Raw genomic sequence first — 23,222 nt, 5'->3', positions numbered from 1 at the left:
CCGTCAGGCCCGCAACAATTCGGCCAGGACGTCGGCGGTGCGTCCCCTGTCGAGGGTCTCGTGCCTGCGTTGATTGCCGTAGCTCCGAAGGCACGAATAGCACGAGGTATCGCGACCGCAGCTGCACGAGTCCGCTCGTCGGAAGGCATGTTGGATGAGCGCCGGCAGCTGACGGGCGATGCGCTGGCAGTGCCCAGCGCCGCCCGGCACCGCGTCGAACAGTACGATTGCTGGAGAGCTGCCTTTCGAGAAGACGTACAGGGTGCCGTCCAGCTCTTCCCGGTTGACGCCCAGGTCTCTGGACGACTCGATGAGCGAGTACAGGACGCCATACGCGGTATCCAGGTCGAAACGCGACGCGATCTTCAACTCCACCACGTCGGTCAGGAACTCATGCCCGAGATGGCGGTTGGTCAGGGGCCCTTCGCAGGTTCTGCCCGGGCGGCGAAGATCTTCGTGGCTTCGCTTTCCTCGAGAGCCACCGACCGGCGCAGAGCCGAAGCCACACCAGCTGCACACCTGGTAGCCAGCGCCACCGCCTCGATTGATCATGGTGATCCGGCCTTGCCGCGACATCCTTGAGGAGAGGATCGCACTCGCCAGGCCGTCCTCGACCTCGAACTCCGCGTCGTCATCGGTGCTGAAGTAAGGCTCTGCGAACGCGATCTTTCGGGGCCGACTCTCGCCCGAGTCACCTTCGGCCCGTCCCACAAAGCCGTAGATCGGCACGATGAACTTGCCACTTTGCTTCGTTTTGAGCGATCCGCAGACGTGGCATTCTTCCGGCCGTTCCGCCAACGCACGCCTGAACGACTGACAATCCTCACAGACCGCCCACCCGTAGACCGGCCAAGCGTGGCCGGGCCGGGTGGCCAGACCGGTGCTGATCCATCGGGTCTTGCCGGCTACTACTTGGTTGCCCGGCGAATAATCGGTGATCGCCAACTTCAGGTCCCGTGTGAGCTCCACTCGGCCAGCAAGCGGGTGGCCCGATCCACGCAGGTTGAGCTCGACGACATCGACAGGAAAGCCGTACTTGGGGAGCACGTTGCGTGAGGCCAAGAAGCCGACAAGCTGCCGATTACGGAGAGTCTTCTCCAGGTGCTTGAACCCGTTGAGGGCGGCGTAACGTTTCTCCTCAATCGCTTCGTTGAGCATCGTTTCGATCTGGTCGAGTTCACCGCTGACCTCCGCCCCGGCTCGGGCGTACCAGCCGTGGGTCGGGTCCTCCTCGTTCTCATCGAGGAGCGCAGGCACCCAGTCCCAGCCGTCGACCCCGATCGAATCGGTAATCGGGGCGGGCAACAGCCGCTTCAACGCCGTCTGCAACTCGTCTGGCCCCTCGCACAACCACGCTGCAAAGTCATCCGCCGGATTCGAATCGGTCGACTCCGGCGAGAAGAAGTCACCAACCGTGTTGACCCGTTGTCCAAGCTCCGCCAGCTGCCGAAGGTACTGGGCAAAGGCGACCGAGTGGCTGTGGCGACGCGCTATGTGCACGTTGTCCAACACGACCGAGGGCGTCGGCACCACCCCATCGATCATCTGGTCGGGGTGCTCGTAGAAGTTGCGATCATGATTTCGTCGCTGCGCAAACGTCACCACTAGTGCAGCCGAGTCGGTGCGACGGCCGGCACGTCCTGCGCGCTGCACGTAGTTGGCGACTCCAGGTGGAACGTTTCGCAGCAGCACGGCCTGGATATCGCCGACGTCCACACCCATTTCGAAAGTTGTCGAGCAACTGAGCACGTTGACGTCTCCGTCGACGAACTTGTCCTGGACGGCGCTTGCCTCCTTCGACGTCCACTGCGCAGTGTGCTCCTGGGCACTCAGCGAGATCGGCTGGAGGCGCCTGTACAACTTGGCGTAGTGCCCATCAAGAATCTCCTCGCTGTCCACAACCCGCTCGAGGGTCCCACTGCACCGCCAGGCCGGACAGATCTCGGCGACGTTCCACCAAGACACCTGAGAACAGCGGTTGCAGCGAAAGGGCTGCTTGCCCGGAGACAGCGGGATGAACTCAAATCTCGCGCTGTCCAATGTCCAGAGCGCTCCCTGCTTTCTGTCGGAACTCTCGATGAGCGTCTGCTTCCACGGTCCCTTCCGATCGCTGAGGTGAGCCCAGATCGACCGGATCACCTCAACGGGGTCGTCGTCGATGTTGAGCCGCTCGAACACTTTGCGGGCGATGTCCAGACGGCGGTTGAGGCTGGGTGCTGATGGCGCCCACCCCAGAACCCCAAAATCTGCGCCTTCGATTCTGAGGCTGACCGCACGGTTTCGAGGGGCGAAGCGTTCGTCCCGGATATCAACGCCCGGCGGCGCTGAGATCGCTCCGCCGGATCGGAGCGTGCTGAGTAGCAGCTGGATGAAACCGTCTGCCTGCTGCTGTGTCAGGCCGAGCGTTAAGAGCGGAGGGGGTGTCTCATACCTGCTCGGGACCGCCGTCGTGATGTGCACCAGGCCCGTACCCTCCAGGCTTTGGCGTCGGTCGATCGCCAGAAGCTCTTCGTGCAACCACCCCGCGACCTCGTTTCGATTGGTGACTCGCCCTTGATCGATATCGAGGACCTTGTGCTCCTCGGCGAGCCTCATCACCTCGTCCACCACGTTGTCGGTACGCAACGTGTCGCGAGCCTCCGAAACAACCTTCCAAATCAGAGCGCGGTGCAGCGCCCGTCCGTAGGTGCGCTCCAGGTATCCGGCGAAGAAGGCAGCGTCCTGCCGACTGTCGGAAAACGTCAACAGCTTGCGCCCTTCCCCCACCTGATCGGCGGCCTCATCATCAGCCGAGGGCGGGAGGTTCTGGTACAGCTCGGTCGCCACCACGGACACCGGAGCATCGGTGCCTGTCAGAAACCGGAACAGCACTTCGCCAGAGGAACGACCTGCGCACGAGGCACACCGCTGTACGGCCCCCCGATGGCCCTTCCCAGGCTCAACCAGCGTGACCTCCATTCGATGACTCGACCCGCCGCACGCGCACTGACCACCAATCTCCAACACGCTTCCGCACGACGTGCACAGCTCCAACCCACCGGTGGTGGTCTCAGCCGCAATGTTGGTGGACATCTGATCATCGTCATCGGCGTCCACCGCCTCACCGAGCAGGTAGTACCTCCGGTCACCATCAAATTCGTTGGCGCGCGCCAGTCGTTCGTATCCACCGCTCGTCGGCTCGGGAACGCCAACGATGTACTCGGCACGACAGTGCCGACACGTTGCAAGCTCGAGAAGCGCTGTCGTTCTGCCGGCCGCAGAGCACCCCTGGCAGTGGGCGAACCGCTGCAATGAAATCTTCGGAGTGGCCGGCGGATGGTCGGGATGCAGGCAGACGAACGCGCCCTCAAGGGATCGAACGAAGTGGTGGTACCTGGCGGGCAACAACGGTGTATCCGAAGCCTGGTGGCGGGCATTAACACACAAATCGATCAGTTGAACGGTGAGTGCGTCCCGCCCGGAGACGGCCGGGAAGGTCAACGCCGCAAGGCGCTGTAGCTCGACAGAGCCTTCGGCGAGCGCCTGTTGCAGCCGGAGAACGTTGGCGTCTTGGCCGAGCAGGTTGTGCAGTGTGGACGGCACGTCGTTGTCGACCACCAGATCCGTTCGATCTGCGATCTTTCCCAAACGCGCCGCCGCTGGCTCCTTCTGCCGGAAGCACTCGTGCAGGTGCTCGATGATGGTGGGAGTGAACTCATGGGCCGATTGCTGGTGAGTTGTCAACGGCAACCGCGTTGCCGAGACGACGTCCTGTCGGGACGGGTCCGCCTCGCTCCACTCGAACGACTCGCCAAAGAGCTGCTCGGCAAATTCCACGAGCTGCGGGTTGTCCTCCACCCCGCGTCCCAACGTTGCGCTTGTGGCGAAACATCGAAGCCGGCCCTGCTCGCTCTTCAGCACCCGGTCCTTCAGCCGCCGAAGTAGGTAGGCCACCTCGGTTCCCTGAGCACCGTTGTAGACGTGGGCCTCGTCGAGCACGAGGAACTTCCAGCTCTTGGCGTGCTCGCCGTCAAAGAACGGAGTGTCGTCCGGCCGGAGGAGGAGGTACTCCAGCATTGCGTAGTTGGTGAGCAACAGATGAGGCGGCCGTTCCTTCATGACCTGCCGCGAGATCAGCTCGTTCGGGTGCAGGGTGGCGCCCGGGTATCGCTGCTGGAAATCGCTCTCGGCCCGAAGTTGCGTCTCCTCGGTCTCACCGGTGTAGCGGCCAAATGTGATCTCGGGCAACGGAGCGAGCAGGCCTCGGAGGCGCTTCACCTGATCGTTGGCCAACGCATTCATCGGGTAGAGCAGCAAGGCCCGCACGCCGGGTTTACCCAGCGTTCCCGCTTCTCGTTCCCCCAACAGGTGCTCGATGATCGGGAAGAGAAACGCCTCGGTCTTGCCCGAGCCCGTCCCCGTTGACACCACCAGATTCCGCTCATGCTCAACCGATTTCAGGATGGCGGCTTCCTGGTGACCGTGCAGCGGACGGTCCAGCGGGAATGATTCCGCCAGGTCCCGCATGCCTGCGGAGAGAACGCCAGCCCGGATCAGCTCGTCGACGCTGCGCCCTGGTTTGAACGGAGCGGTGGCCTGAACGAACGGACCGCGGCTGAGGTCGCCACCTTCATTCAGCGCCCGGTGGTACGCGTCGCGCAACTCCGGCCGTCGTGGGCCGAATGACGATCGCAGGTAGCCGAGAAAGGCGTCGTCGATCCTGCGAGTGGTTTCCAGGGGGTCAAGCATGGCGATTCATCCGTTGGGTAGGGAGGCTGTCCAACTCGTAGGTGGCAAGCAGGTCGGCGGTGAGTACCCGGGCCAGAATCAGGTCTCGTCGAACTTGAAGTGGAGCAAACTCGATGGCGCTGTCCAGCGCCGCCTGGGAAGTCGTAGCCAGGTCTGTGTCGCCACAGACGTGCAGGGCAGCAGCAAGGGTGAGTTGAGGAAATGCACCCCATGGGGCAGCCCCGACGGCCGCAGCCCGAGACGACAGGTGCAGCACGATCCACTCCGACGTGGGTGCCGGATGGTTCAGCAGGCGGTGATGGGACGACATCCAGCTCGAGACGGTGGGACCGACGGAAGCCTTTTCAGCCCGGAGCCATTGCAGGTTCGCTTCTACGCCCCCATCAAGAGTCAGCGGCTTCGGGAGTAGCTCCTTCTGAAGAATCCCCGAGACTGCATCGAACTGCTCCAGTTCCATGCCGAGCCACAGCTGTTCAATCTTCGGGGCAACAGGTAGCGCTTCGACACCGGACGCCGGGGACCAACCGAGAAACTCCTCGGGATTTCGGGTATCGCTGTCCACTCCGAGATCGAACCCCACGATGGTGGCCAAGCCCGTCGCCAACTGCCAGAGTGGCCTCAGCTCCTCGTCCGAGCATTTGGTCCCACCCGGAACGACGAGCGGGGCAAGCGCAACAGCCAGGCGCAAAAGTTCACTCCTGTCGAGTTCCTCGATACCTGCCAGCTCATCAACAACGGACGGCAGCGAGCCGTGAGCGCGAGCGATCATCGCTACGAGGGCTGCAGCGGCCCGCTGCTCACGGGCTCGTCGGCTCCTTGAGCGGTTGATCACCGTCCAGCTCTGTACCGCTTCGAGGAGCACCGCCTCCAGCTCCGCCTCAGTCAGCTCTCGTACCGGCACGCCCCATGCGTTAATGGACTCGATCACCGTCAGCGGGTCATCGACGGCGCGCTGCTGAAGGTCGCTCCACGCTTCTCCGCCGCCGCCTAGACCAACTGCAACCACACCCCGACCCACGGATCCAGGCCGGACAGCGACCGTCCAACCGTCATCAATCAGGAGTTCCGCCAGGTATTCGCCGGGGGGCGGAGCCGGATCGAGCAGCAGCGTTGTGCCACCGATGGACTCATCGGGGAGCGAGATGCAATACGGCTCCTCCCAGAGACGACCTACTGACCAGAGCCGGAGCACCCGGCCTTTGACCGGACGACTCTCTTTGACCCTGATATCAAGAAGTCGCTGGCCGGAGTGACCGATCGATTCGATCTCTAGGTCGACAAACTCGTAATGCGGCACGATCTTGGCAATCGGGACAGACCGCCGAGCCCAGCCGATGAGCAGGTTCAGCTCAGCCGATTCAGCGAGCGAGCCGACGGTATCGGCGAAGCGGCCGAGATCGAACCGACACTGCCCGACCGCACTGGTCTTCATAGCGTGCTCTGAGCGCTGCCGCTCCTCCCCTCCAATCGACAGGCTGAGTTCAATTGGCAGGTCTCGTTCTCCAGTGGACACGGCAAGACCAGGCGGATTGGACCCGGTCACATCCAGCGCCGACATCGGGGCCTGGGCAGTTCCGAACTCGCAACGCCCTTCACGGATCAGGCCCCAACGGAGCCTGGGCACCCGGACCCGGATCGTGACGGCACCACCAGCGGCCTCAACTTTGAAGGTGATGGAGTTTCCGTCACCTTCGGGCTTCGCTACGAGTTCCTCACCGAAAGCCGCGCCAACCAGAGCGACAACGGGCGACGAGACCCGGATCGTCGGCGGCGGCTCGTTGGGGAGCGCCAGTCGCTCTGGACGCGACAGTGCGAGGCCCGGAACCCAGACGAACTGGCAGCGAAGGTCGGAGCCGAGGGCTCCTCGAGCCAGCAGGCTGACTGGCGCAGCCCGGTCGAGAGGTAGGCGGGTTGTCAGGTCAACCCGTTGCCCACCGGGATGAGCAGTGGTGATCGTTTCACCGTCAACCGTCAGCTTGACGGTCCATCCAATCGACGAGGCGGGCAGGGTCAGCGCTGCGTCGGCAACCAACACCTGTACGCCGTCGCCGGCGGTCGCGCCGTCCAGAATCTGACCCCCGAGGGTTGGGCGTTCGAAGGAGCGCACGCTCACTCGGCGCTCCCTCGCCCCATCTTGACCGCCCACGATCAGCGCCTCGCAGCCTCGGAGGTCGATGCGATCCATTCGGAAGCCGGACCACGCGCCGCTGAGCTCCGGGAGCTCCTCGATCACTCGCACGTCCTCAGCATCTCCAGCGCGCACCCATCGACACGCTTGGGAGTAGGGCCGAAGTACCAGCACGTCTTCGCCCCTGATGCTCCGCCCCTGAGGAATCAACGTCATCGACGTCGAGTCGATAAACAGCGCCGGGACGTCGTCAAGACCCTCGAACACGGTCTCCGAGCGAAGGTCACCATCGGAGATCAAGCGGACCTCCCATTGGCGGTCGGGTCCAACCGTCACCGACTTATCGGCGGTGCGCGAGGCCACCTCTCGCCGCACGCCGGAGGGCGACGAGATCGTCCAGTAGCTCGCTCCAGCCTGGCTTTCAACTGCAGGCAGCGTGATCGATGGACCACCCAGATCCCAGGGGTCGCAAACGAACTTCGGCCGCAATGAGGGGCGCTGAGCTCGACGTGAGGTGGCGGTGCCCGCCTTCAGCGCTCCAGCGGAAGCCAGTCTTCTGAAGCCGGTAAGAACGTACGCCGGAAGCCCGGCCTCGTCGGACGACAGCAGCGTCTTCGACCGAGACCACTCACGGAAGAGGTCGATACAGCGGTCGAGGAAGTCGTGGGCCAGCTCGCCGCCGAACAGAAGGAACCTCCGCACTGGCTTGCTGGCCCGAAATGCCTCGCCTCTGGCCCGCCAGAACGCCAACAGGTCGGTCGCATCGCCGGCACCTCGCGCAAAGCCTTGATCCATCAGCCCAAAAAAGTCGGGGAGGCAGCGTTTCGGGATGCCCCCGTGGGCCAGGATCGGCGCTACGTATCGGAGCGCCCGGTCTTCGGCGACCATGTCGGCAAACGTCTCCAAGTTGAGGAGTTCAAGCGCTCGCAAGAACGCTGGTCCATAACTTTGGGCGAGCCCCTTGACCGGAATGTCACCCCAGAAGCTGCCGAGTTCGTAGTAGTAGATGCCATGGCCGACGAGCCCCACCACCAGGAGCGCTCGTGCATCCCGAGCGACCTCCCCCGGCCCTGGGAGGTCCTGGCACGCCTCACCTAGACCATCCATCACCTCTTGATGAAGCGCTGCCCCAAGGCCAATTTCGGCCACCATGCGGCAGCCCCTCAATTGGGATCGAAGGTCCCGCTCCAGCTCCCTCCAGCCAGGTTGCAAGGATCTTTCTTCAGCGACCGGCTCTACTTGTTTCGTCGACGAGTACCGCCCCGGTGAGCTCTGCACAAAACGATCGCGTTGGGCCGTAAGCACGGTGTCAACAACGCTTGCACCCCGGACCTTCGACTGGGCGCGGCCCAGACGCTGGTACAGCTCATCCGGAGTTAGCCCCGGGTCGTCGATCAACAGGCGCTCAAGTAGGTCAGCAAGTGACATTTTTCACCCTCCCCCTCAGAAATGAACCATAGCGATCAGCTGTGACAGTGACCGTCGGCACGAGCCGTTTCGGCAACAACCCGCAGCTGGGAACCGGCTTTCCGGCGGCCCATCTCGAAACACTTCCCTTCCCCCATGAGGCCCGCGCCAACGCGCAGACCGGCACAGAGCCCGAAGGACGGAAGCCGGCCGCCGCCTGCTGACTTCAGAACACGTCCGAAAGCAGGTATTCGGCTCAGTAGTGTCGCGGTATGACCCCTCCAGACCCAGCCACCAAGTCCGATGGCCCGACGCAGCGTGAGGGGCTCCGCCTTCGACTTCGTGAACTGGCTGGGTCCGAGGAGGAGGGAAATCTGCTCGAGAGCGGCCGGGGAGACCTAGTCAACCGCTTGAAGAAGGCCAGTGGGTCCGCCGCAGAAGGAACACGCAAGGTCAGCGCTCGGCTGCCGCTTCCCGTTGCGGCCCAGCGCCGCCTCCACATCCAGTCGGAGCCAACACCCGACACAGCTGACCATGTTGCTGGCGACCAGGCCCCAGATGACGAAACCTGGACGCTCGCCTTGTCGATTGGCACGTACCTGGTCGCTGCCTCGATCGCATCGCTTACGACAGGCGACCGCTGCGTGAAGATGAAGCGCGTCGTGGACAAGCTTCGTTCATCGCTCACCCAACTGGCCGCCGAGGGCGAGCTTGGGTCATCTGAGCTGGAGGCCATCTTTGCGAATTTGGTCAGCGAGTGGCCCGAAGCGGACCGCATCCGCCTCCTCATCGATCTCAACTTCGGTGAGCCATTCTTTCCCTACTCCCTCAAGGTCAAGCCCGCCGACTTCGAGCAGGCCCTGCGATCAATCGCGACGCTGAGCGGGTTTGGCCGTGACGTGATCGGTGAGATTCAAGCCACCCGAGCAAGCGCGCAACGGGCTCACTCCTCCATGAACTGGGTAAAGATCGGGGTAACTGTTCAGGGGTCTGATCTGCTGGTATGACTTGGGCAGGGGGCCCCGCTTTTCCGCGGCGACCGGGGCCCCACCACTGCGCGCGGGGTGGGGTAGACCTTCGTGTGTGGCCGTAGACCCGTGGGAGATTGTCGCCGACCTGCAAGCAACGGTCGCCAAACAGGCGAAGCTGATCGACCAGTTGATGGTCCAGGTCGCCGAGTTGAAGGCCAAAGCGGGGATGAACCCGAGGAACTCCTCGAACCCGCCGTCGTCGGAGGGCTACTCGAAGCCGTCCCCGAAATCGCGGCGTGTCCGCTCCGGGCGCAAGCCCGGCAAACAGCCCGGTGATCCGGGCAAACATCTGGGTCGCCGTGACACCCCGGACCGGATGGTCACCCACGAACCGGAGGTGTGCTCCGGCTGCGGTGACAGCCTCGACGGGTCCGCACCGCTGGTTGGTGAGAGTTCCCGGCAGGTCTTCGACATCCCACCCGTCAAGTTGTCCTGTGTTGAACACGTTGCCCGTCGACGCCGGTGTTCGTGCGGGACCGACACGTCCGCCGGGTTCCCGCCGTGGGTGTCCGCACCAACCTGTTACGGGCCCGCGATGCGGGCCCACGTCTGTTACCTCGTCACCCACCAGCACATCCCGATCGCCCGGGTCGCCGAACACCTCAAAGAGACCTACGGGACCACGATCTCGCCGGGCACGATCGTGGCGATGGTCAACGAAGGCTCGAACATGCTCGCCGAGTTCCTCGCCGACACAACCGCGAAACTTGGCGGGTCACCGGTCGTGTGCGCCGACGAGACCGGGCTACGAGTCGCGGGGAGTCTGCACTGGGTCCACTCGGCGTCGACGGGATGGTTCACCCTCTACCACCTCGACACCAAACGTGGTGTCGAGGCCATGGGCAACGCCGGGATCCTCGACCTGCTCACCGGCGTGTTGGTCCACGACGGCTGGACCCCATACCGGCACTACACCGAACTTGAACACCAATTGTGTAACGCACATCACTTGAGGGAGCTTCAGGCCGCCACCGAAACCGGTGTCCAGCCGTGGGCCGCCGACATGGCCGGCCTGCTCACCAACACCTGGAAAGCCGTGCTCGCTGCGATGGCCGCCGGGAACACCACTTTCACCGCCGCCCAGATCAAGACCATCAACACCGACTACGACCAGATCATCGCCGCCGGATACGACACGAACCCCGAACCGGCGCCGACCGGGACACGAGGGCGTCCCAAACGGTCCAAGTCAGCGAACCTTCTTCTCCGCTTGGACACGTTCCGTGCCGACGTCCTCCGGTTCACCACCAACTTCGATATCCCGTTCGACAACAACCTCGCCGAACGCGACATCCGGATGGTCAAAGTCCACCAGAAAATCTCCGGCGGGTTCCGCACCCGCGAAGGCGCCACCGCCTTCCTCAACCTCCGCAGCTACCTCTCCACCGCCCGCAAACACCGCATCAGCGCCCTCACCGCACTCGACCACCTCTACACAGGCACCACCTGGGCACCCGCGCTACCCGCCGCCGGACCATGACACCTGAACAGTTACAGATCGGGATCTTCGGTGCCGGAGGCGTGGTGTTGGTCGGCACCGGCGCCTTCGCTCTGGCTCCGATCATCGGGACCGCCATCGGCGCACGCCGCCGGGCTACTCAGGGGCGGCAGCTACGTCCTATGGGATGGCGTTCTGGCGGCTCCCTTTCGGCAGCGCGAGGCGCAGGGATGGCGGTGGATTGTGGCTCGTCACCGGGGGCTGGCGCCACTGCCGGACTCCTGGGTGGCAGCGGAGCGGCAGCCATCTTCGAGCTTGGCGCCAAACAGGTACGGGTTGAACCGACCAGGCTCCAAGTAACCATGAAGATGACCATGCTGACCGGCCAGGTGGACCTGCTGAAGGCACAGTCGGTCCTTCGCTCCCTGGAAGGACAGGCGCGACGCACTTCAAACGACGCTTGAAGAAGAGCAGGTTGCTCAACGACGAAAGGAGCACGCGGATCAAAGACTCAACGACAAACTGGGCGCGTTGTCGCCGATGCCATCGGTTGGATAGAAGACGAGGAAGTCGCCGACGCATGACCGGCGAGAAGCTCACTGTCGGTCTCACCTACCAGGCAACAGGCTTCCAAGACCTTGCCGAGCTCTCAAACGAACTCGCCAACGATGGCCAAGCGGCAGATCAAGGACTCGAGGAAGCAGCCAGAAAGGTCGACAAGCTCCTGGCGGCTACCGGCGCAGTGCCAGCTGCCGCTACCCCCACCTCCACGACCCCCCGCACACGCCCGCGCCCGCCCAAGACGGTCCAAGAGCGGCCCTCGTGGCAAGACATGGTCGCCGAGAGTGAACGCCGCCTCCGAGCACGAGGTATCGACACTTCAGAAGTAGACATCGACGAACTTCTTGACCCCGCCGAGGTGAAACGCCTCAATCGTCAGACACGAAGGCGGCTTCAAGCGGTCCACGCCGACCTCGACGCCGCTGACATATCGATTTCCGATCGCAGCCGGGGCTGTGGCGGCCCCTCATCGACGTTCTTGTCGTGCGCATTCCTCAAGATTCCCAGTGGTGGACCCAGGGGACGGCAGCGCAGGAGAACACGCTTACGACCTGGCTTCAGTGCAATGGATGGCGATAACGCCCTCTCAGGCTGGGCAAAGACTGCCTACGACCGAGTAGCAAACTTGCCGGAACCAGTTGTAGGGCTCTCCGGCCGGACCCACCGTGTCCAGACCCTCGGCCACGACCCGCTGCTCGGCATGATGTTCGGCACGCTCGACATCATGGGCGGCACGATGACGGCGGTACCTCGCGGCGGGGGACTCCAAATCATGGACAACGGAGACCCGCTCACCAATCCCTTCCTGGCGCTCACCAAGCAGATCGCTCACCTGCTCTCCGATGTCTTCACCCACGACGGGCTGCCGCTACCGGGATGGGTTGGTCTTGCAACGGTCAAGGCTGGCAGCTTCGGACCAATGGATCAGTCCGTCGGCGGAATCGCTCAGAAGCATGTATATGAACGGCTACGACTCTGTGACCTACTCACCATGATGACGGGCGTCGGGGCGCTGAAAGTGTTGCGCAGCTACTGGGGGTTGCGCAGAAGGTTCGACGAGGAATGGGAAGCCTCGACCGACATCCAGGGCCACGTCGCCGGATCAACTGGATTGACCGATCATCCACGTTTCGCCGCAATGTCGCTCACCGCTCATGGGGTTGCCACCGCAGCCAACGTCGGCAAGATCGTATTCACGGACGGGAACCCGCTCGCGCTCAACTACGCACAGTGGGCGGCGTTCCTCAGTTCGTTTTCAAATGGGCTCAACTCCAGAGGATCACCCCAACCAGCATCGTGGATAGGCAAGATAGCGCCAACGCTATGGCCATCGCTAACGGCTGGGAGGGCCTTGATTTCTCCGATCCGAACTTCCCGCTTCCCGAGTGACGACGGGGACAAGTCCTCGTTCTACCCGAAGGGCTGGCTGAGCCAGCAGCGAGCGGAGAGGGAAAGGATCACCCAGGTCCACGGGGCGGATACATAGCCCGGTGGCTGCTGGTGAACAACGAGAAGGGCGCTACGGCGCCGTCGCCCACAGGATTGAGCGCACGAACCGGCCGGGGTGTCACGATGGGCTCTCACCAACTTGGGAGTATCGCCACCCCATGACTTCGGGTGATTCGAACACCATCCAGAACCACGCCCAGTTTTCATCTGGTCGGTCGCCGACCTGCTGCGCGGGGACTACAAGCAGTCCGAGTACGGCCAGGTGATCCTGCCGCTCACCGTGCTGCGTCGGTTGGACTGCGTGCTGGAGCCCACCAAGCAGGCCGTGCTCGACCGGGCCGAACAGCTGGCGGGCAAGGTGGACAACCTCGACCCGATCCTCGAGAAGGTCGCCGGTGAGCAGTTCTACAACACCTCCCGGTTCGACTTCGCCACGCTGATCGCCGCCCCGGACAAACTGGCCGACAACCTCAAGCACTACGTCGCCAGCTTCTAGGCCTCGGCCCGCGACGTGCTGGACAAGTTCGACGTCACCACCCAAATCGACCGGCTGGATCGCTCCAAGCTGCGCTACCTGGTGGTCTCCAAGTTCGCCGAGATCGACCTGCACCCCGACAAGGTCTCCTCGGGACTGTTGCGTCGTGTGTGTAAGCCGGGCGCCATCAAGACCATCTACGACAGCGCTTGTGGCACCGGTCAATCCAAATACCAAAGGGGGTTCGGCCTGTGTCCATCGAGGACGGAACCACCTGCAACCGAATGAGTTCCGCCGAGCTGGTGTCATCAAGCATCTTGACCTGAAGCGGCCGAAGACGGTGATCGCCACTTCGAAGAGCTATCTGCGACCACTCCTCGGAACACGATTCCCAGAACAAGCGACCTGCATCCGATGGCTCATGCCAGCACAGCAGGAAGATCTCCACCGAGTCGAGCGTCATCTCCACGAGTCTGTCCGTGCGCACGCCGATGGCGTACACAGAGTCTGAGATTTCTTCGTAGAGGTCCGGATCGCCCTCTGCGAGCCGTCGCAACGCTGCGACCAACGGCTCCGACACCGACTGAAGGAGGGCAGGATCAAACGCCGGACGGCTATGAATGAGCGCTATTCGCTGCCCGATCACGAGCCGTTTGGTCTCGTCCGTTGAAACCATCAATGGGTTCCCGGCCAAGCAGCCAGCTCTTCTCAAGCGGAAGCAGAAGCCGAAGGTCGGCTGCCCAGACGCCCTCAGTCTCGGGAATGTCGGGCACCCAGATGTAGTGCTGTAGGCGGCCCTTCTTGAGATGACCAACCTGGCCGGGATCCAGACCCCGTTGGGGGTCGTCCACCCGATAGACGGGGCAGCAGTGGAACCACGGCTGCTTCGGCTTCTTTCATCCTCTTCCCGTAGGTCGCAGGTTTGCGTCGCGATCATGCCGTACTGGAGGTCCTCGGCGTCCCAGACGAGTTCAGGGGAATCATCGTCAGCGGTCCGCCCTTGACCAAAAACCGGGTAGGCCGAGTTAGTGAAGTAGAAGAACGGGAGCCCGCTCACCAAGTGCCCTTGTTCGAACCGGCGCAGGTGATCGAGCACGCCAGGCGGCCACTCGTCTCTCCCGTTGGGTATCCCTGAGGGGATCATCCCGGAAACCGTCTGCCGGGTTCGTCGCGTCACGGCCCGAAGCCGTCGTTTTCCGGCGGGCTCTCCCGAGCTAGGTCCTTGGTCTTCTGCGATCTCGCCATCCTCTGGGTCAAGAAGGTCCTCTGCCGAAGGCAGGAGAGAGGGCGTTGGCGCCACTGCCCTCGAACTCTCGAACAGATGATCCAGGACCACTGCGGGGCCAGACGCTTCACTAAGTACGTCGATGAGGGGCTCGTCGAGACCGAGGCGGGTCTGAGCCCTCGCCGGGTCGAATTCGGCCTCACCTCCCATCGCATCTACCAGCAGGTCGACGGCGCCGAGCACATCGGCGAGGCGACGCAACGACCGTTCTTGCGGTGTCCTGCCCTGCTGCCAGTTCCAAAGGGACGGCCGGGAGACCCCCGCCATGCCAGCGACTTCTTCCTGGCTGAGACCAAGCAGTCGCTGGAGTCGTTGCACGGCCGCTAGTGCATACAGCCGTCGATCGTCTTCAGGAGTCGTGCTCTCGACTTCATAGTCAGCGACTCCTGAGATCAACCAGCGGGGCAACTCGGAGGGGGCTCAGCGACGTCACCATGGTTGCCATCGAAGCCTGGAGTTGTTCCGTTAAGGCGCTGATGCTCTCAGCAGCACCTGTGACAACCAGATCCCAGGTCGAGCTTCTGAATAGGGCACCGCTCGAAAGCAGGTCGCACTGCCAATGATTCGCCAGCAGCGGCGAAGGGCTGGAAAAAGTAGTGGTGTCCACATAGCGGCAGTCGATGTCATGGGCTGCGAATGGGGTGGACTCCACGAGGCTCATCTCCTTCACTCTGACACACCCCCACCCCTCAACTCGTTGTGGAGCTCTGGGGTGATGGCCTTCTGGAACACCTGCAAAGCCAGGGTGTGAAGCGCCTCAAGGGTCTCCACGATGTCCGCGCTCTCGAATGGTCGTCCCCGCTGACGTGAGCAGTCATGGTCGAGCCTGTAGGCCGTCCCACCGCCGCTTGCCAGAGGTTCACATCCGTGGCGGAGGGTGACCCTGGTCTGTTCGGGTCCCTCGAACTCAATCACCTGTTGGGCTGCTCTGACGGAGGGTCCGACCTCGGGATCGCCCAGCGGCCCCAACACCCCCGGTTGAATGAGCCCGGTCCAATCCGATGGCTCCTTTGCGCTTGGCCGCTCGATCTCGTCGAGATACCTCAGTCCGATCCGCTGTTGCAGCTTTGGGTTGTACTGATCGACAACCGCATCTAGGAGCTCCTGGAATCTCTCTCGAAAGTCGTCCCAATCGACGTACGCACTGGTCTCTAAGGAGAAGTAGCTCGTCTGCAGCGTGATGGTCCACTGTTCGTCATCCGACTTGAATTGCCATCCCGGCTGAGGCTGCTTGGTATTGGCGTTCGCCCGTTCAGGCCCGGCGGTGAAGATCACCTCGGCCTGTTTCGCCGCAATGTTGCTCACCGGTATGGGGTCACCGCAGCCAACGTCGGCAAGATCGGATTCACGGCCGGGAACCGCCTCGGCGCTCAACTACGCACAGTGGGTGGCGTTCCTGCCAGCCAAACGGGCCAACTCCAGAGGATCACCCCAACCAGCATCGTGTGATAGGCTGGGTAGCGCCAACGCTATGGCCATCGCTAACGCCTGGGAGGCTTGATTTCTCCGATCCGAACTTCCCCTTCCCGAGTGACGAGGGAAAGTCGTTCTACCGGAAGGGCTGGCTGAGCCAGCAGCGCGCGGAGAGGAAGGATCTCCCAGGGCCACCGGCGGATACATAGCCCGGTGGCTGCTGGTGAACAACGAGAAGGGCGCTACGGCGCCGTCGCCCACAGGATTGAGCGCACGAACCGGCCGGGGTGTCACGATGGGCTCTCACCAACTTGGGAGCACTGCAACACGATGACCTCGGGTGACTCGAACACCATCCAGAACCACGAAGTATTCATCTGGTCGGTCGCCGACCTGCTGCGGGGCGACTACAAGCAGTCCGAGTACGGCAAGGTGATCCTGCCCCTCACCGTGCTGCGCCGCCTGGACTGCGTGCTCGAGCCCACCAAGCAGGCCGTGCTCGACCGGGCCGCGCAGCTGGCGGGCAAGGTCCACAACCTCGACCCGATCCTCCAGAAGGAGGCCGGCGAGCAGTTCTACAACACCTCTCGGTTCGACTTCGCCACACTGGTCGCCGCCCCCGACGACCTGGCGGACAACCTCCGGCACTACATCGCCAGCTTCTCCGCCTCGGCCCGCGACGTGCTCGACAAGTTCGACTTCACCACCCAGATCAACCGGCTCGACCGCTCCAAGCTGCTCTACCTGGTGATGTCCAAGTTCGCCGAGATCGACCTGCACCCCGACAAGGTCTCCAATCTGGAGATGGGCTACCTGTACGAGGAACTGATCCGGAAGTTCTCCGAGCTGTCCAACGAGACCGCTGGCGAGCACTTCACCCCTCGCGAGGTCATCCGCCTGATGGTCGACCTGTTGTTCATCGAGGACGACGACCAGCTGACCAAGCCGGGCGCCATCAAGACGATCTACGACGGCGCCTGTGGCACCGGCGGCATGTTGTCGGTGGCCGAGGACCGCCTGCGCGAGCTCAACCCCGCCGCCAAGCTCCAGGTGTACGGCCAGGAGTTGAACGCCGAGACCTACGCCATCTGCCGCTCCGACATGATGTTGAAGGGCCAGGACGCCACCAACATCGCCTACGGCAACAGCTTCTCCGAGGACGGCCACGCCGGCCTCAAGGTGGACTACTCCATCCAGAACCCGCCCTTCGGCGTGGAGTGGAAGAAGGTGGCCGAAGCAGTCAAGGACGAGCACAACCAGCGGGGTTTCGCCGGGCGCTTCGGTGCCGGCCTGCCCCGCATCAACGACGGCAGCTTCCTGTTCCTCCAGAACGCCATCTCCAAGATGAAGCCGGTGGCCGACGGCGGCTCGCGGGTGGCCATCGTGTTCAACGGCTCGCCGCTGTTCACCGGTGCGGCCGGGTCGGGCGAGTCCGAGATCCGGCGCTGGATCATCGAGAACGACTGGCTGGAGGCGATCGTCGCCCTTCCCGACCAGCTCTTCTACAACACCGGCATCTCGACCTACATCTGGGTCGTGACCAACCGCAAGGCCCCCGAACGCCGGGGCAAGGTGCAACTCATCGACGCCAGCGAGTGCTTCGTGAAGATGCGCAAGAGCCTGGGCGAGAAGCGCAAGCAGGTGAGCGACAACCAGATCGCCGACATCGTCCGTGCCTACGGCGAGTTCACCGAGGTCGACGGCGGCAGCGCCGACGACAACGGCGACGGTCCCAAGCCCAGCGTCAAGGTCTTCCCCAACGAGGCGTTCGGCTTCCTGCGCATCACCGTCGAACGGCCGCTGCGCCTGCGCTGGGAGGTCACCGACGACGGCGTCGAGGCGCTCCGGGCCGACAAGAAGTTCGCCAAACTCACCGAGGACGACCAGAACTCGATCATCGCCGACCTGGGCCACAGCATTCGCTCCCACGAAACTGACGACGAGTTGCGCGATCTAGCCAAGACCGCGCTGAAGCGGGCGGGTGTCGACGCCAAGAAGCCGCTGGTGGATGCAATCGTCGCTGCGTTCGCCGTCCGCGACCCAGACGCCGACCCGGTGACCGACAGCAAGGGCAACGTCCAGCCCGACCCCGACCTACGCGACAACGAGAACGTCCCACTCCCCGCCAAGCCCGTCACCTACGAGGCCGACGTCGACGGCAGGCTCCAGAGCATCGAGTACCGCACCGCCATCGACGACTACATGACCGCCGAAGTTCACCCGTATGTGCCCGACGCCTGGGTCGATTACGACAAGACCAAGATCGGGTACGAAATCCCGCTCACCCGGCACTTCTACACCTACACCCCACCCCGCCCGCTCGACGAGATCGACGCCGAGATCAAGCAGCTGGAGACGGAGATCCAGGACCTCCTCGCCGAGGTGACCGAGTGACCCAGGTCCGACCGCTGCGGGCCTATGCCGAGGTTGCGCTTGGGAGGCAGCGATCCCCACAACACGCCGACGGCCCACACATGACTCCGTACCTGAGGGCTGCAAACGTAAACGACGGGTTCCTAGATCTCGATGACGTCGGCGAGATGAACTTCGACCCCAAAGAGCAGGAGACCTTTGCGCTGAAACGGGGGGACGTGCTCGTCACTGAGGGGTCCGGGAGCCTCTCAGCCGTAGGGGCTTCCGCAGTCTGGATGACCGACATCGAAGGCACCGTGTGTTTCCAGAACACGCTCCTGCGATTGCGGTCGCGACCATCAACGGACGGCAGGTTCCTTGCGTGGTGGTGTCGCCATGCTTTCGCGGATGGTCTGTTCGCCGGTATTGCAACGGGGGCGAACATTTTTCACATCTCAGCAGAACGGGTCCGGTCGCTCCCGATGACCTACATACCTATGGCGGAGCAGCGAGCGATTGCCGACTACCTCGACGCCGAGACCACCCGCATCGACGCCCTCATCACCAAGAAGCGCCGCATGATCGAACTCCTCGTAGAGAAGGTCGATTCCCAGATCTTCTCAGCGGTGAGCGGGACCGTTACTTCACCGGCGTCTTCTCGCCAGGGCACCCAGATTCCGTGGTTGGACACCATTCCCAGCCACTGGGACAGCCCGTGGCTGGGAGCGACCCACTCGACACAACTGGGCAAGATGTTGAGCGCCTCTGCGGCCTCGGGCCCAGAACAGCATCGGTACGTGAAAAACACCAACGTCCAATGGGACCGTCTCGACCTGACCGACCTTCCGACGATGACGTTCGATGCGAATGATCGGGCCCGATGCAGCCTGGAGAAGGGTGACCTACTCGTGTGCGAAGGTGGCGAGGTCGGCAGGGCAGCGGTCTGGCCGGGAACCCAAACAGATGTCTACTTCCAGAAGGCCATCCATCGAGTCCGACCAATTGGTGATGCCGAGCCTCGGTACACCATGTACGCGTTCTGGGCGGCTGCAAAGATGAATGTCTTCGCGGTGGAAGGCAACCAGGCGACCATCGTCCACCTTACCGGGGAGAAGCTGCGTGAGCATCGGTTCCCTTGGCCACCGATCGAGGAGCAACGCGAGATTGTTCGGCAACTTGACGCCACACGCAAGAAGATAGGCGCAACCACCTCGCAGTTGAACCAGCAGATCGACCTACTGAACGAACGGCGGCAGGCGTTGATCACCGCTGCCGTCACCGGCGAGTTGGAGATCCTGGGGGTGGCGGCATGAGCAACGTCGACGAGGCAGCGTTCGAGACATTCATCGCCGATTGGCTGGTCGGCTCCGGCGGCTACGACACCGTGAAGGTCGGCAACCCCAAGGATCCACAGCCGGACTTCGACGCGGAGAGGGCGCTGGACACCGCCGAGTTGTTCAAGTTCATCGGCAGCACTCAGGCCGCCGAATGGGACAAGTTGGTGACGCTCTACGGCGGCGACATCACCAAGGCCCAGAAAGGCTTCGCCGACCGGCTCGCCCAAGCCCTAAACACTCGCAGAACCGTCGACGTGTTGCGCCACGGCGTGGTCGACCTAGGCCAAACGATCAAGCTGGCGTTCTTCCGGCCGGCGTCGGGGCTCTCGCCCCAGCTGATCGAGCGCTACGGCAAGAACCGGCTGACCGTCACCCGGCAGCTGCCCTATGAGCCGGGCACTAACAAGTCGCTGGACCTGTGCCTGTTCGTCAATGGGGTGCCAGTAGCAACCGCCGAGTTGAAGAACGGTCTGACCGGGCAGACGGTGGCGCAGGCCATCGAGCAGTACCGCACCGATCGAGATCCAAAGAACACATTGCTGCGTCGGGCGGTGGTGCACTTTGCCGTCGACACCGAGCAGGCGGCGATGACGACACGCTTGGCGGGCAAGACCACCCGGTTCCTTCCCTTCAACCGTGGCCACGAACTGGGAGCCGGCAATCCGGCCAACCCCACCGGCCACCGCACCGCTTACCTGTGGGAACGGGTGTGGCAACGCAACGCCTGGCTGGACCTGCTGAACCGTTTCGTCCACGTGGAGCCCACGCCGAAGGGCTCGAAGAAGCAGGCGCCGGTCACCATCTTCCCCCGGTTCCACCAGTGGGATGCGGTGCTCGCCATGAGCGCCGCCGCCCGCAGCAACGGCGCCGGGGACGACTACCTGGTGCAGCACTCGGCCGGATCAGGCAAGAGCAACACGATCGCCTGGCTGGCGCACCGGCTGTCGTCGCTGCACAACGACGCCGACGAGAAGGTGTTCGACAAGGTGGTGGTGATCACCGACCGGCGGGTGCTCGACCAGCAGTTGCAGGACACGATCTATCAGTTCGAGCACGTGCACGGGGTGGTGCAGCGGATCGATGAGGACTCGACCCAGTTGGCCGATGCGCTGACCGGCCAGCGGGCCCGCATCATCATCACGACGCTGCAGAAGTTTCCGTACGTCACCGACAAGATCGACTCGCTGCCCGACCGCACCTATGCGGTGATCGTGGACGAGGCCCACAGCAGCCAAACCGGCGACTCGGCCACGAAGCTGAAGCAGGTGCTGGGGTCGGCCGACGGCGCCGCGGCGCCGGACGAGCTGACCGACCCGGCAGAGGACGCGCTGGCCGCAGCGGTGGCGGCCCGGGGTAAGCAGCCCAACCTGTCGTTCTTTGCGTTCACCGCCACGCCGAAGGCCCGCACGTTGGAGCTGTTCGGTCGCATGGACCACGGCACCGGGCGGCACGTGCCGTTCCACCTGTACTCGATGCGCCAGGCGATCGAGGAGGGGTTCATCCTCGACGTGCTGGCCAGCTACGTCACGTACCAGACCTACTGGAACATCGAGAGCACTACACCGGACGACCCCGAGTACGACCCGGGCAAGGCCAGGGCGGCGATCGCCAAGTCAGTGGGGCTGCACCCGCACACGCTGGGTCAGAAGGCGGAGGTGATCGTCGAGCATTTCCGGGCGCACGTGGCCCAGCGCATCGGGGGTATGGCCAAGGCGATGGTGGTGACGTCGTCGCGGGAGCACGCCGCCCGCTACGTGCTTGCGCTGCGCAAGTACGTCAACGACAAGGGCTACACCGACGTTGGGGTGCTGGTGGCGTTCTCCGGCTCGTTGGACCTGGACGGTGGCACCGAGACCGAGTCGTCGATGAACGGCTTCCCCGACCGCCAGACCCCGACCGAGTTCGACACTTCGGAGTGGCAGATTTTGGTGGTGGCCGAGAAGTACCAGACCGGGTTTGACCAGCCGAAGCTGTATGCGATGTACGTCGACAAGCCGCTGAACGGCCTGGCCACCGTGCAGACGCTGTCGCGCCTCAACCGCACCTACGACCGCGACGGGGTGCGCAAGGACGGCACCTTCGTGCTGGACTTCCGCAACGACGCCGACGACATCCGGGCGTCGTTCGAGCCCTGGTACGGCGAGACGGTGGCGCCGCCCACCGACCCCAACCTGCTCTACGACACCCGCCATGCGCTCGACGAGTTTGGGGTGCTGTGGCCCGACGAGATCGAACGCACCGTCGAGCTGCTGATGTCCAATGGGCCTGGGGTGACCGGCCGGGTGCACGCCGCGTTGGCGCCGGCGATCGACCGGTTCAAGCACAACTTGGACGAGGACGAACAGGAACGGTTCCGCGACACCCTCAACCGGTTCGTGCGCACCTACGCGTTTTTGTCGCAGGTGGTGGCGTTCACCGACATCAAGCTGGAACGCGACTACCTGTACTGCAAGGCCCTCGCAGCGTTTGTGAAGGCCGACGGGTCGGTGGCGGTGCACCCCGACGTGGAGCTGACCCACCTGAAGCTGGAGCAGACCTTTGAGGGGTCGGTCACCCTGGACGGCACCGTCGGCGAGGTGGTGTCGATCTTCGGTGGCACCGGCAAGATGCACGAGCCCGAACCCGAGCCGCTGTCCAACATCATCGCCCTGCTCAACGAGCGCTTCGGCACCAACTGGGACCCCCGCGATCGGGTGTTCTACGACACCGTCGCCGAGAAGCTGGTCGGTCGCAGCGACATCCAACAGCAGGCATCGGCCAACTCACCCGAGAACTTCGGGCTGATCCTGGAAAAGGAGTTCCAGTCGGGCGTGCTCGACCAGCTCGGCGTCTCCGAGGACATGGCGCTGACCTACATCGACAACCCCGACCTCCAGGCCGAGGTGTTGAAGGCGTACCTGCCGTTCATCCAGGGCAAGGCCAAAGTGGCCCACCAGGAACACTGCGACGTGACCGAACTCCTCGGCCCCGACCGCGAGTCATCGACCCTGGAGTACAAGGCCACCCTGCGCACCCACGCCGACTCGGGCGAGACGTTCAAGCCACTCGAGAGCGCCACACTGAAGACGATCGCTGCGTTCATGAACGGGCGAGAGGGCGGCACGCTGCTGATCGGCGTGGCCGATGACGGCACCATCCACGGGCTGGAGGCCGACTACGCCAGCCGATCCAAGCAAGACCGTGATCCGCGGGACTGGTTCCAACAGCACCTGTCGAACATCATCTCGACGTCGATGGGCGACGCAGCGGTCACGAACGTGCGGGCACAGATGCACCACGTCGACGGACACGACATTTGCCGGGTACAGGTCGACCCCTCCGGGTTCCCCGTCGACGCCAAGGTGATCAAGCAGAAGCCCGGCGGCCCCAAGGAGCAGCTCACCGAGTTCTACGTACGGAAGCTGAACGGCACCGTGGCCCTCGACGTCGTCGAGAAACAGAAGTACATCGCCCAACGCTGGCCCGCTAACTCTGAGAACAACTGAGAAGTACCCCGGGTCACTACTCAATCAACGGCTGTCGCTCTGGAACACAACCATACGAAACCGCCGAGACCTCATCTCAGATTCGACGATCAATCGCGCTGCCACCCGCACCCTGCGAGCCATCCCGAGGCAA

Annotated in this window: 14 protein-coding genes; 9 read left to right on the top strand and 5 right to left on the bottom strand. The window is 63.5% G+C overall.

The features are described 5' to 3' along the window. Positions 1-3: 3 nt before the first annotated feature. Both IPN02_03945 and IPN02_03940 read right to left on the bottom strand, forming a co-directional pair. A complete protein-coding gene (locus tag IPN02_03945; GenBank protein MBK9296025.1) occupies positions 4-4,728 on the bottom strand; it encodes a DEAD/DEAH box helicase in 4,725 nt (1,574 codons plus the stop codon). Next, positions 4,721-8,008 carry a hypothetical protein gene (locus IPN02_03940; GenBank protein MBK9296024.1) on the bottom strand — a complete coding sequence of 1,096 codons (3,288 nt, stop codon included), beginning with the start codon at positions 8,006-8,008 and terminating at the stop codon, positions 4,721-4,723. The genes IPN02_03945 and IPN02_03940 overlap by 8 nt, the downstream gene beginning before the upstream one ends. A 317-nt stretch (positions 8,009-8,325) precedes the next feature. Between IPN02_03940 and IPN02_03935 the strand changes: the two genes are divergently transcribed. The 6 genes from IPN02_03935 (at position 8,326) to IPN02_03910 (ending at position 13,505) form a co-directional block, all read left to right on the top strand. Further along, the gene (locus IPN02_03935; protein MBK9296023.1) at positions 8,326-8,487 is read left to right on the top strand and encodes a hypothetical protein; all 162 of its coding nucleotides are present in this window, start codon (positions 8,326-8,328) and stop codon (positions 8,485-8,487) included. Between the two features lie 48 nt (positions 8,488-8,535). Further along, complete coding sequence (locus tag IPN02_03930; GenBank protein ID MBK9296022.1) at positions 8,536-9,270, top strand: hypothetical protein; 735 nt, start codon at positions 8,536-8,538, stop codon at positions 9,268-9,270. 76 nt (positions 9,271-9,346) lie between these two features. Next, positions 9,347-10,774, top strand: coding sequence for an IS66 family transposase (locus IPN02_03925; GenBank protein MBK9296021.1), 1,428 nt, complete (start codon positions 9,347-9,349; stop codon positions 10,772-10,774). A gap of 538 nt (positions 10,775-11,312) precedes the next feature. Then, entirely contained in the window at positions 11,313-12,779 is a 1,467-nt protein-coding gene (locus IPN02_03920) for a hypothetical protein (protein ID MBK9296020.1), read from the top strand. Positions 12,780-12,947: 168 nt separating this feature from the next. Then, positions 12,948-13,238, top strand: a complete 291-nt coding sequence (locus tag IPN02_03915) for a type I restriction-modification system subunit M N-terminal domain-containing protein (GenBank protein MBK9296019.1) — start codon at positions 12,948-12,950, stop codon at positions 13,236-13,238. 15 nt (positions 13,239-13,253) lie between these two features. Then, positions 13,254-13,505: a hypothetical protein gene (locus IPN02_03910; GenBank protein MBK9296018.1), complete on the top strand. Its 252-nt coding sequence runs from the start codon at positions 13,254-13,256 to the stop codon at positions 13,503-13,505. Here the strand turns inward: IPN02_03910 and IPN02_03905 are convergent. From IPN02_03905 to IPN02_03895, 3 genes are read right to left on the bottom strand one after another with little or no spacing between them, the layout of a single operon-like run. Beyond that, a complete protein-coding gene (locus IPN02_03905) occupies positions 13,405-14,820 on the bottom strand; it encodes a helix-turn-helix domain-containing protein (protein MBK9296017.1) in 1,416 nt (471 codons plus the stop codon). The genes IPN02_03910 and IPN02_03905 overlap by 101 nt on opposite strands. Before the next feature lie 58 nt (positions 14,821-14,878). Further along, positions 14,879-15,163 carry a hypothetical protein gene (locus tag IPN02_03900; protein ID MBK9296016.1) on the bottom strand — a complete coding sequence of 95 codons (285 nt, stop codon included), beginning with the start codon at positions 15,161-15,163 and terminating at the stop codon, positions 14,879-14,881. A 5-nt stretch (positions 15,164-15,168) separates the two neighbouring features. Beyond that, positions 15,169-15,876: a TIGR04255 family protein gene (locus IPN02_03895; GenBank protein MBK9296015.1), complete on the bottom strand. Its 708-nt coding sequence runs from the start codon at positions 15,874-15,876 to the stop codon at positions 15,169-15,171. A gap of 369 nt (positions 15,877-16,245) precedes the next feature. Between IPN02_03895 and IPN02_03890 the strand changes: the two genes are divergently transcribed. The 3 genes from IPN02_03890 to IPN02_03880 are packed head-to-tail and all read left to right on the top strand — an operon-like array spanning position 16,246 to position 23,089. Further along, positions 16,246-18,309: an SAM-dependent DNA methyltransferase gene (locus IPN02_03890; GenBank protein ID MBK9296014.1), complete on the top strand. Its 2,064-nt coding sequence runs from the start codon at positions 16,246-16,248 to the stop codon at positions 18,307-18,309. After that, positions 18,306-19,580 (top strand): restriction endonuclease subunit S, encoded by a 1,275-nt coding sequence (locus tag IPN02_03885; GenBank protein ID MBK9296013.1) that lies wholly within the window; start codon positions 18,306-18,308, stop codon positions 19,578-19,580. The genes IPN02_03890 and IPN02_03885 overlap by 4 nt, the downstream gene beginning before the upstream one ends. Beyond that, positions 19,577-23,089 carry a putative DNA binding domain-containing protein gene (locus IPN02_03880; protein ID MBK9296012.1) on the top strand — a complete coding sequence of 1,171 codons (3,513 nt, stop codon included), beginning with the start codon at positions 19,577-19,579 and terminating at the stop codon, positions 23,087-23,089. Before IPN02_03885 ends, IPN02_03880 begins: the two co-directional genes overlap by 4 nt. Positions 23,090-23,222: the final 133 nt, after the last annotated feature.

Origin of the sequence: Candidatus Microthrix subdominans (assembly GCA_016719385.1) — a bacterium.
Taxonomy (GTDB): Bacteria; Actinomycetota; Acidimicrobiia; order Acidimicrobiales; family Microtrichaceae; genus Microthrix; species Microthrix subdominans.
Note: the sequence above shows the minus strand (reverse complement) of the source record. Positions and strands in the feature narration are given on the sequence as shown.

Bases quoted from the DNA above. Each gene is read 5' to 3' on its own strand.
- IPN02_03945 (MBK9296025.1), bottom strand. From the start codon at position 4,728: ATGCTTGACCCCCTGGAAACCACTCGCAGGATCGACGACGCCTTTCTC.
- IPN02_03940 (MBK9296024.1), bottom strand. From the start codon at position 8,008: ATGGTGGCCGAAATTGGCCTTGGGGCAGCGCTTCATCAAGAGGTGATG.
- IPN02_03930 (MBK9296022.1), top strand. From the start codon at position 8,536: ATGACCCCTCCAGACCCAGCCACCAAGTCCGATGGCCCGACGCAGCGT.
- IPN02_03920 (MBK9296020.1), top strand. From the start codon at position 11,313: ATGACCGGCGAGAAGCTCACTGTCGGTCTCACCTACCAGGCAACAGGC.
- IPN02_03900 (MBK9296016.1), bottom strand. From the start codon at position 15,163: ATGAGCCTCGTGGAGTCCACCCCATTCGCAGCCCATGACATCGACTGC.
- IPN02_03890 (MBK9296014.1), top strand. From the start codon at position 16,246: ATGACCTCGGGTGACTCGAACACCATCCAGAACCACGAAGTATTCATC.
- IPN02_03880 (MBK9296012.1), top strand. From the start codon at position 19,577: ATGAGCAACGTCGACGAGGCAGCGTTCGAGACATTCATCGCCGATTGG.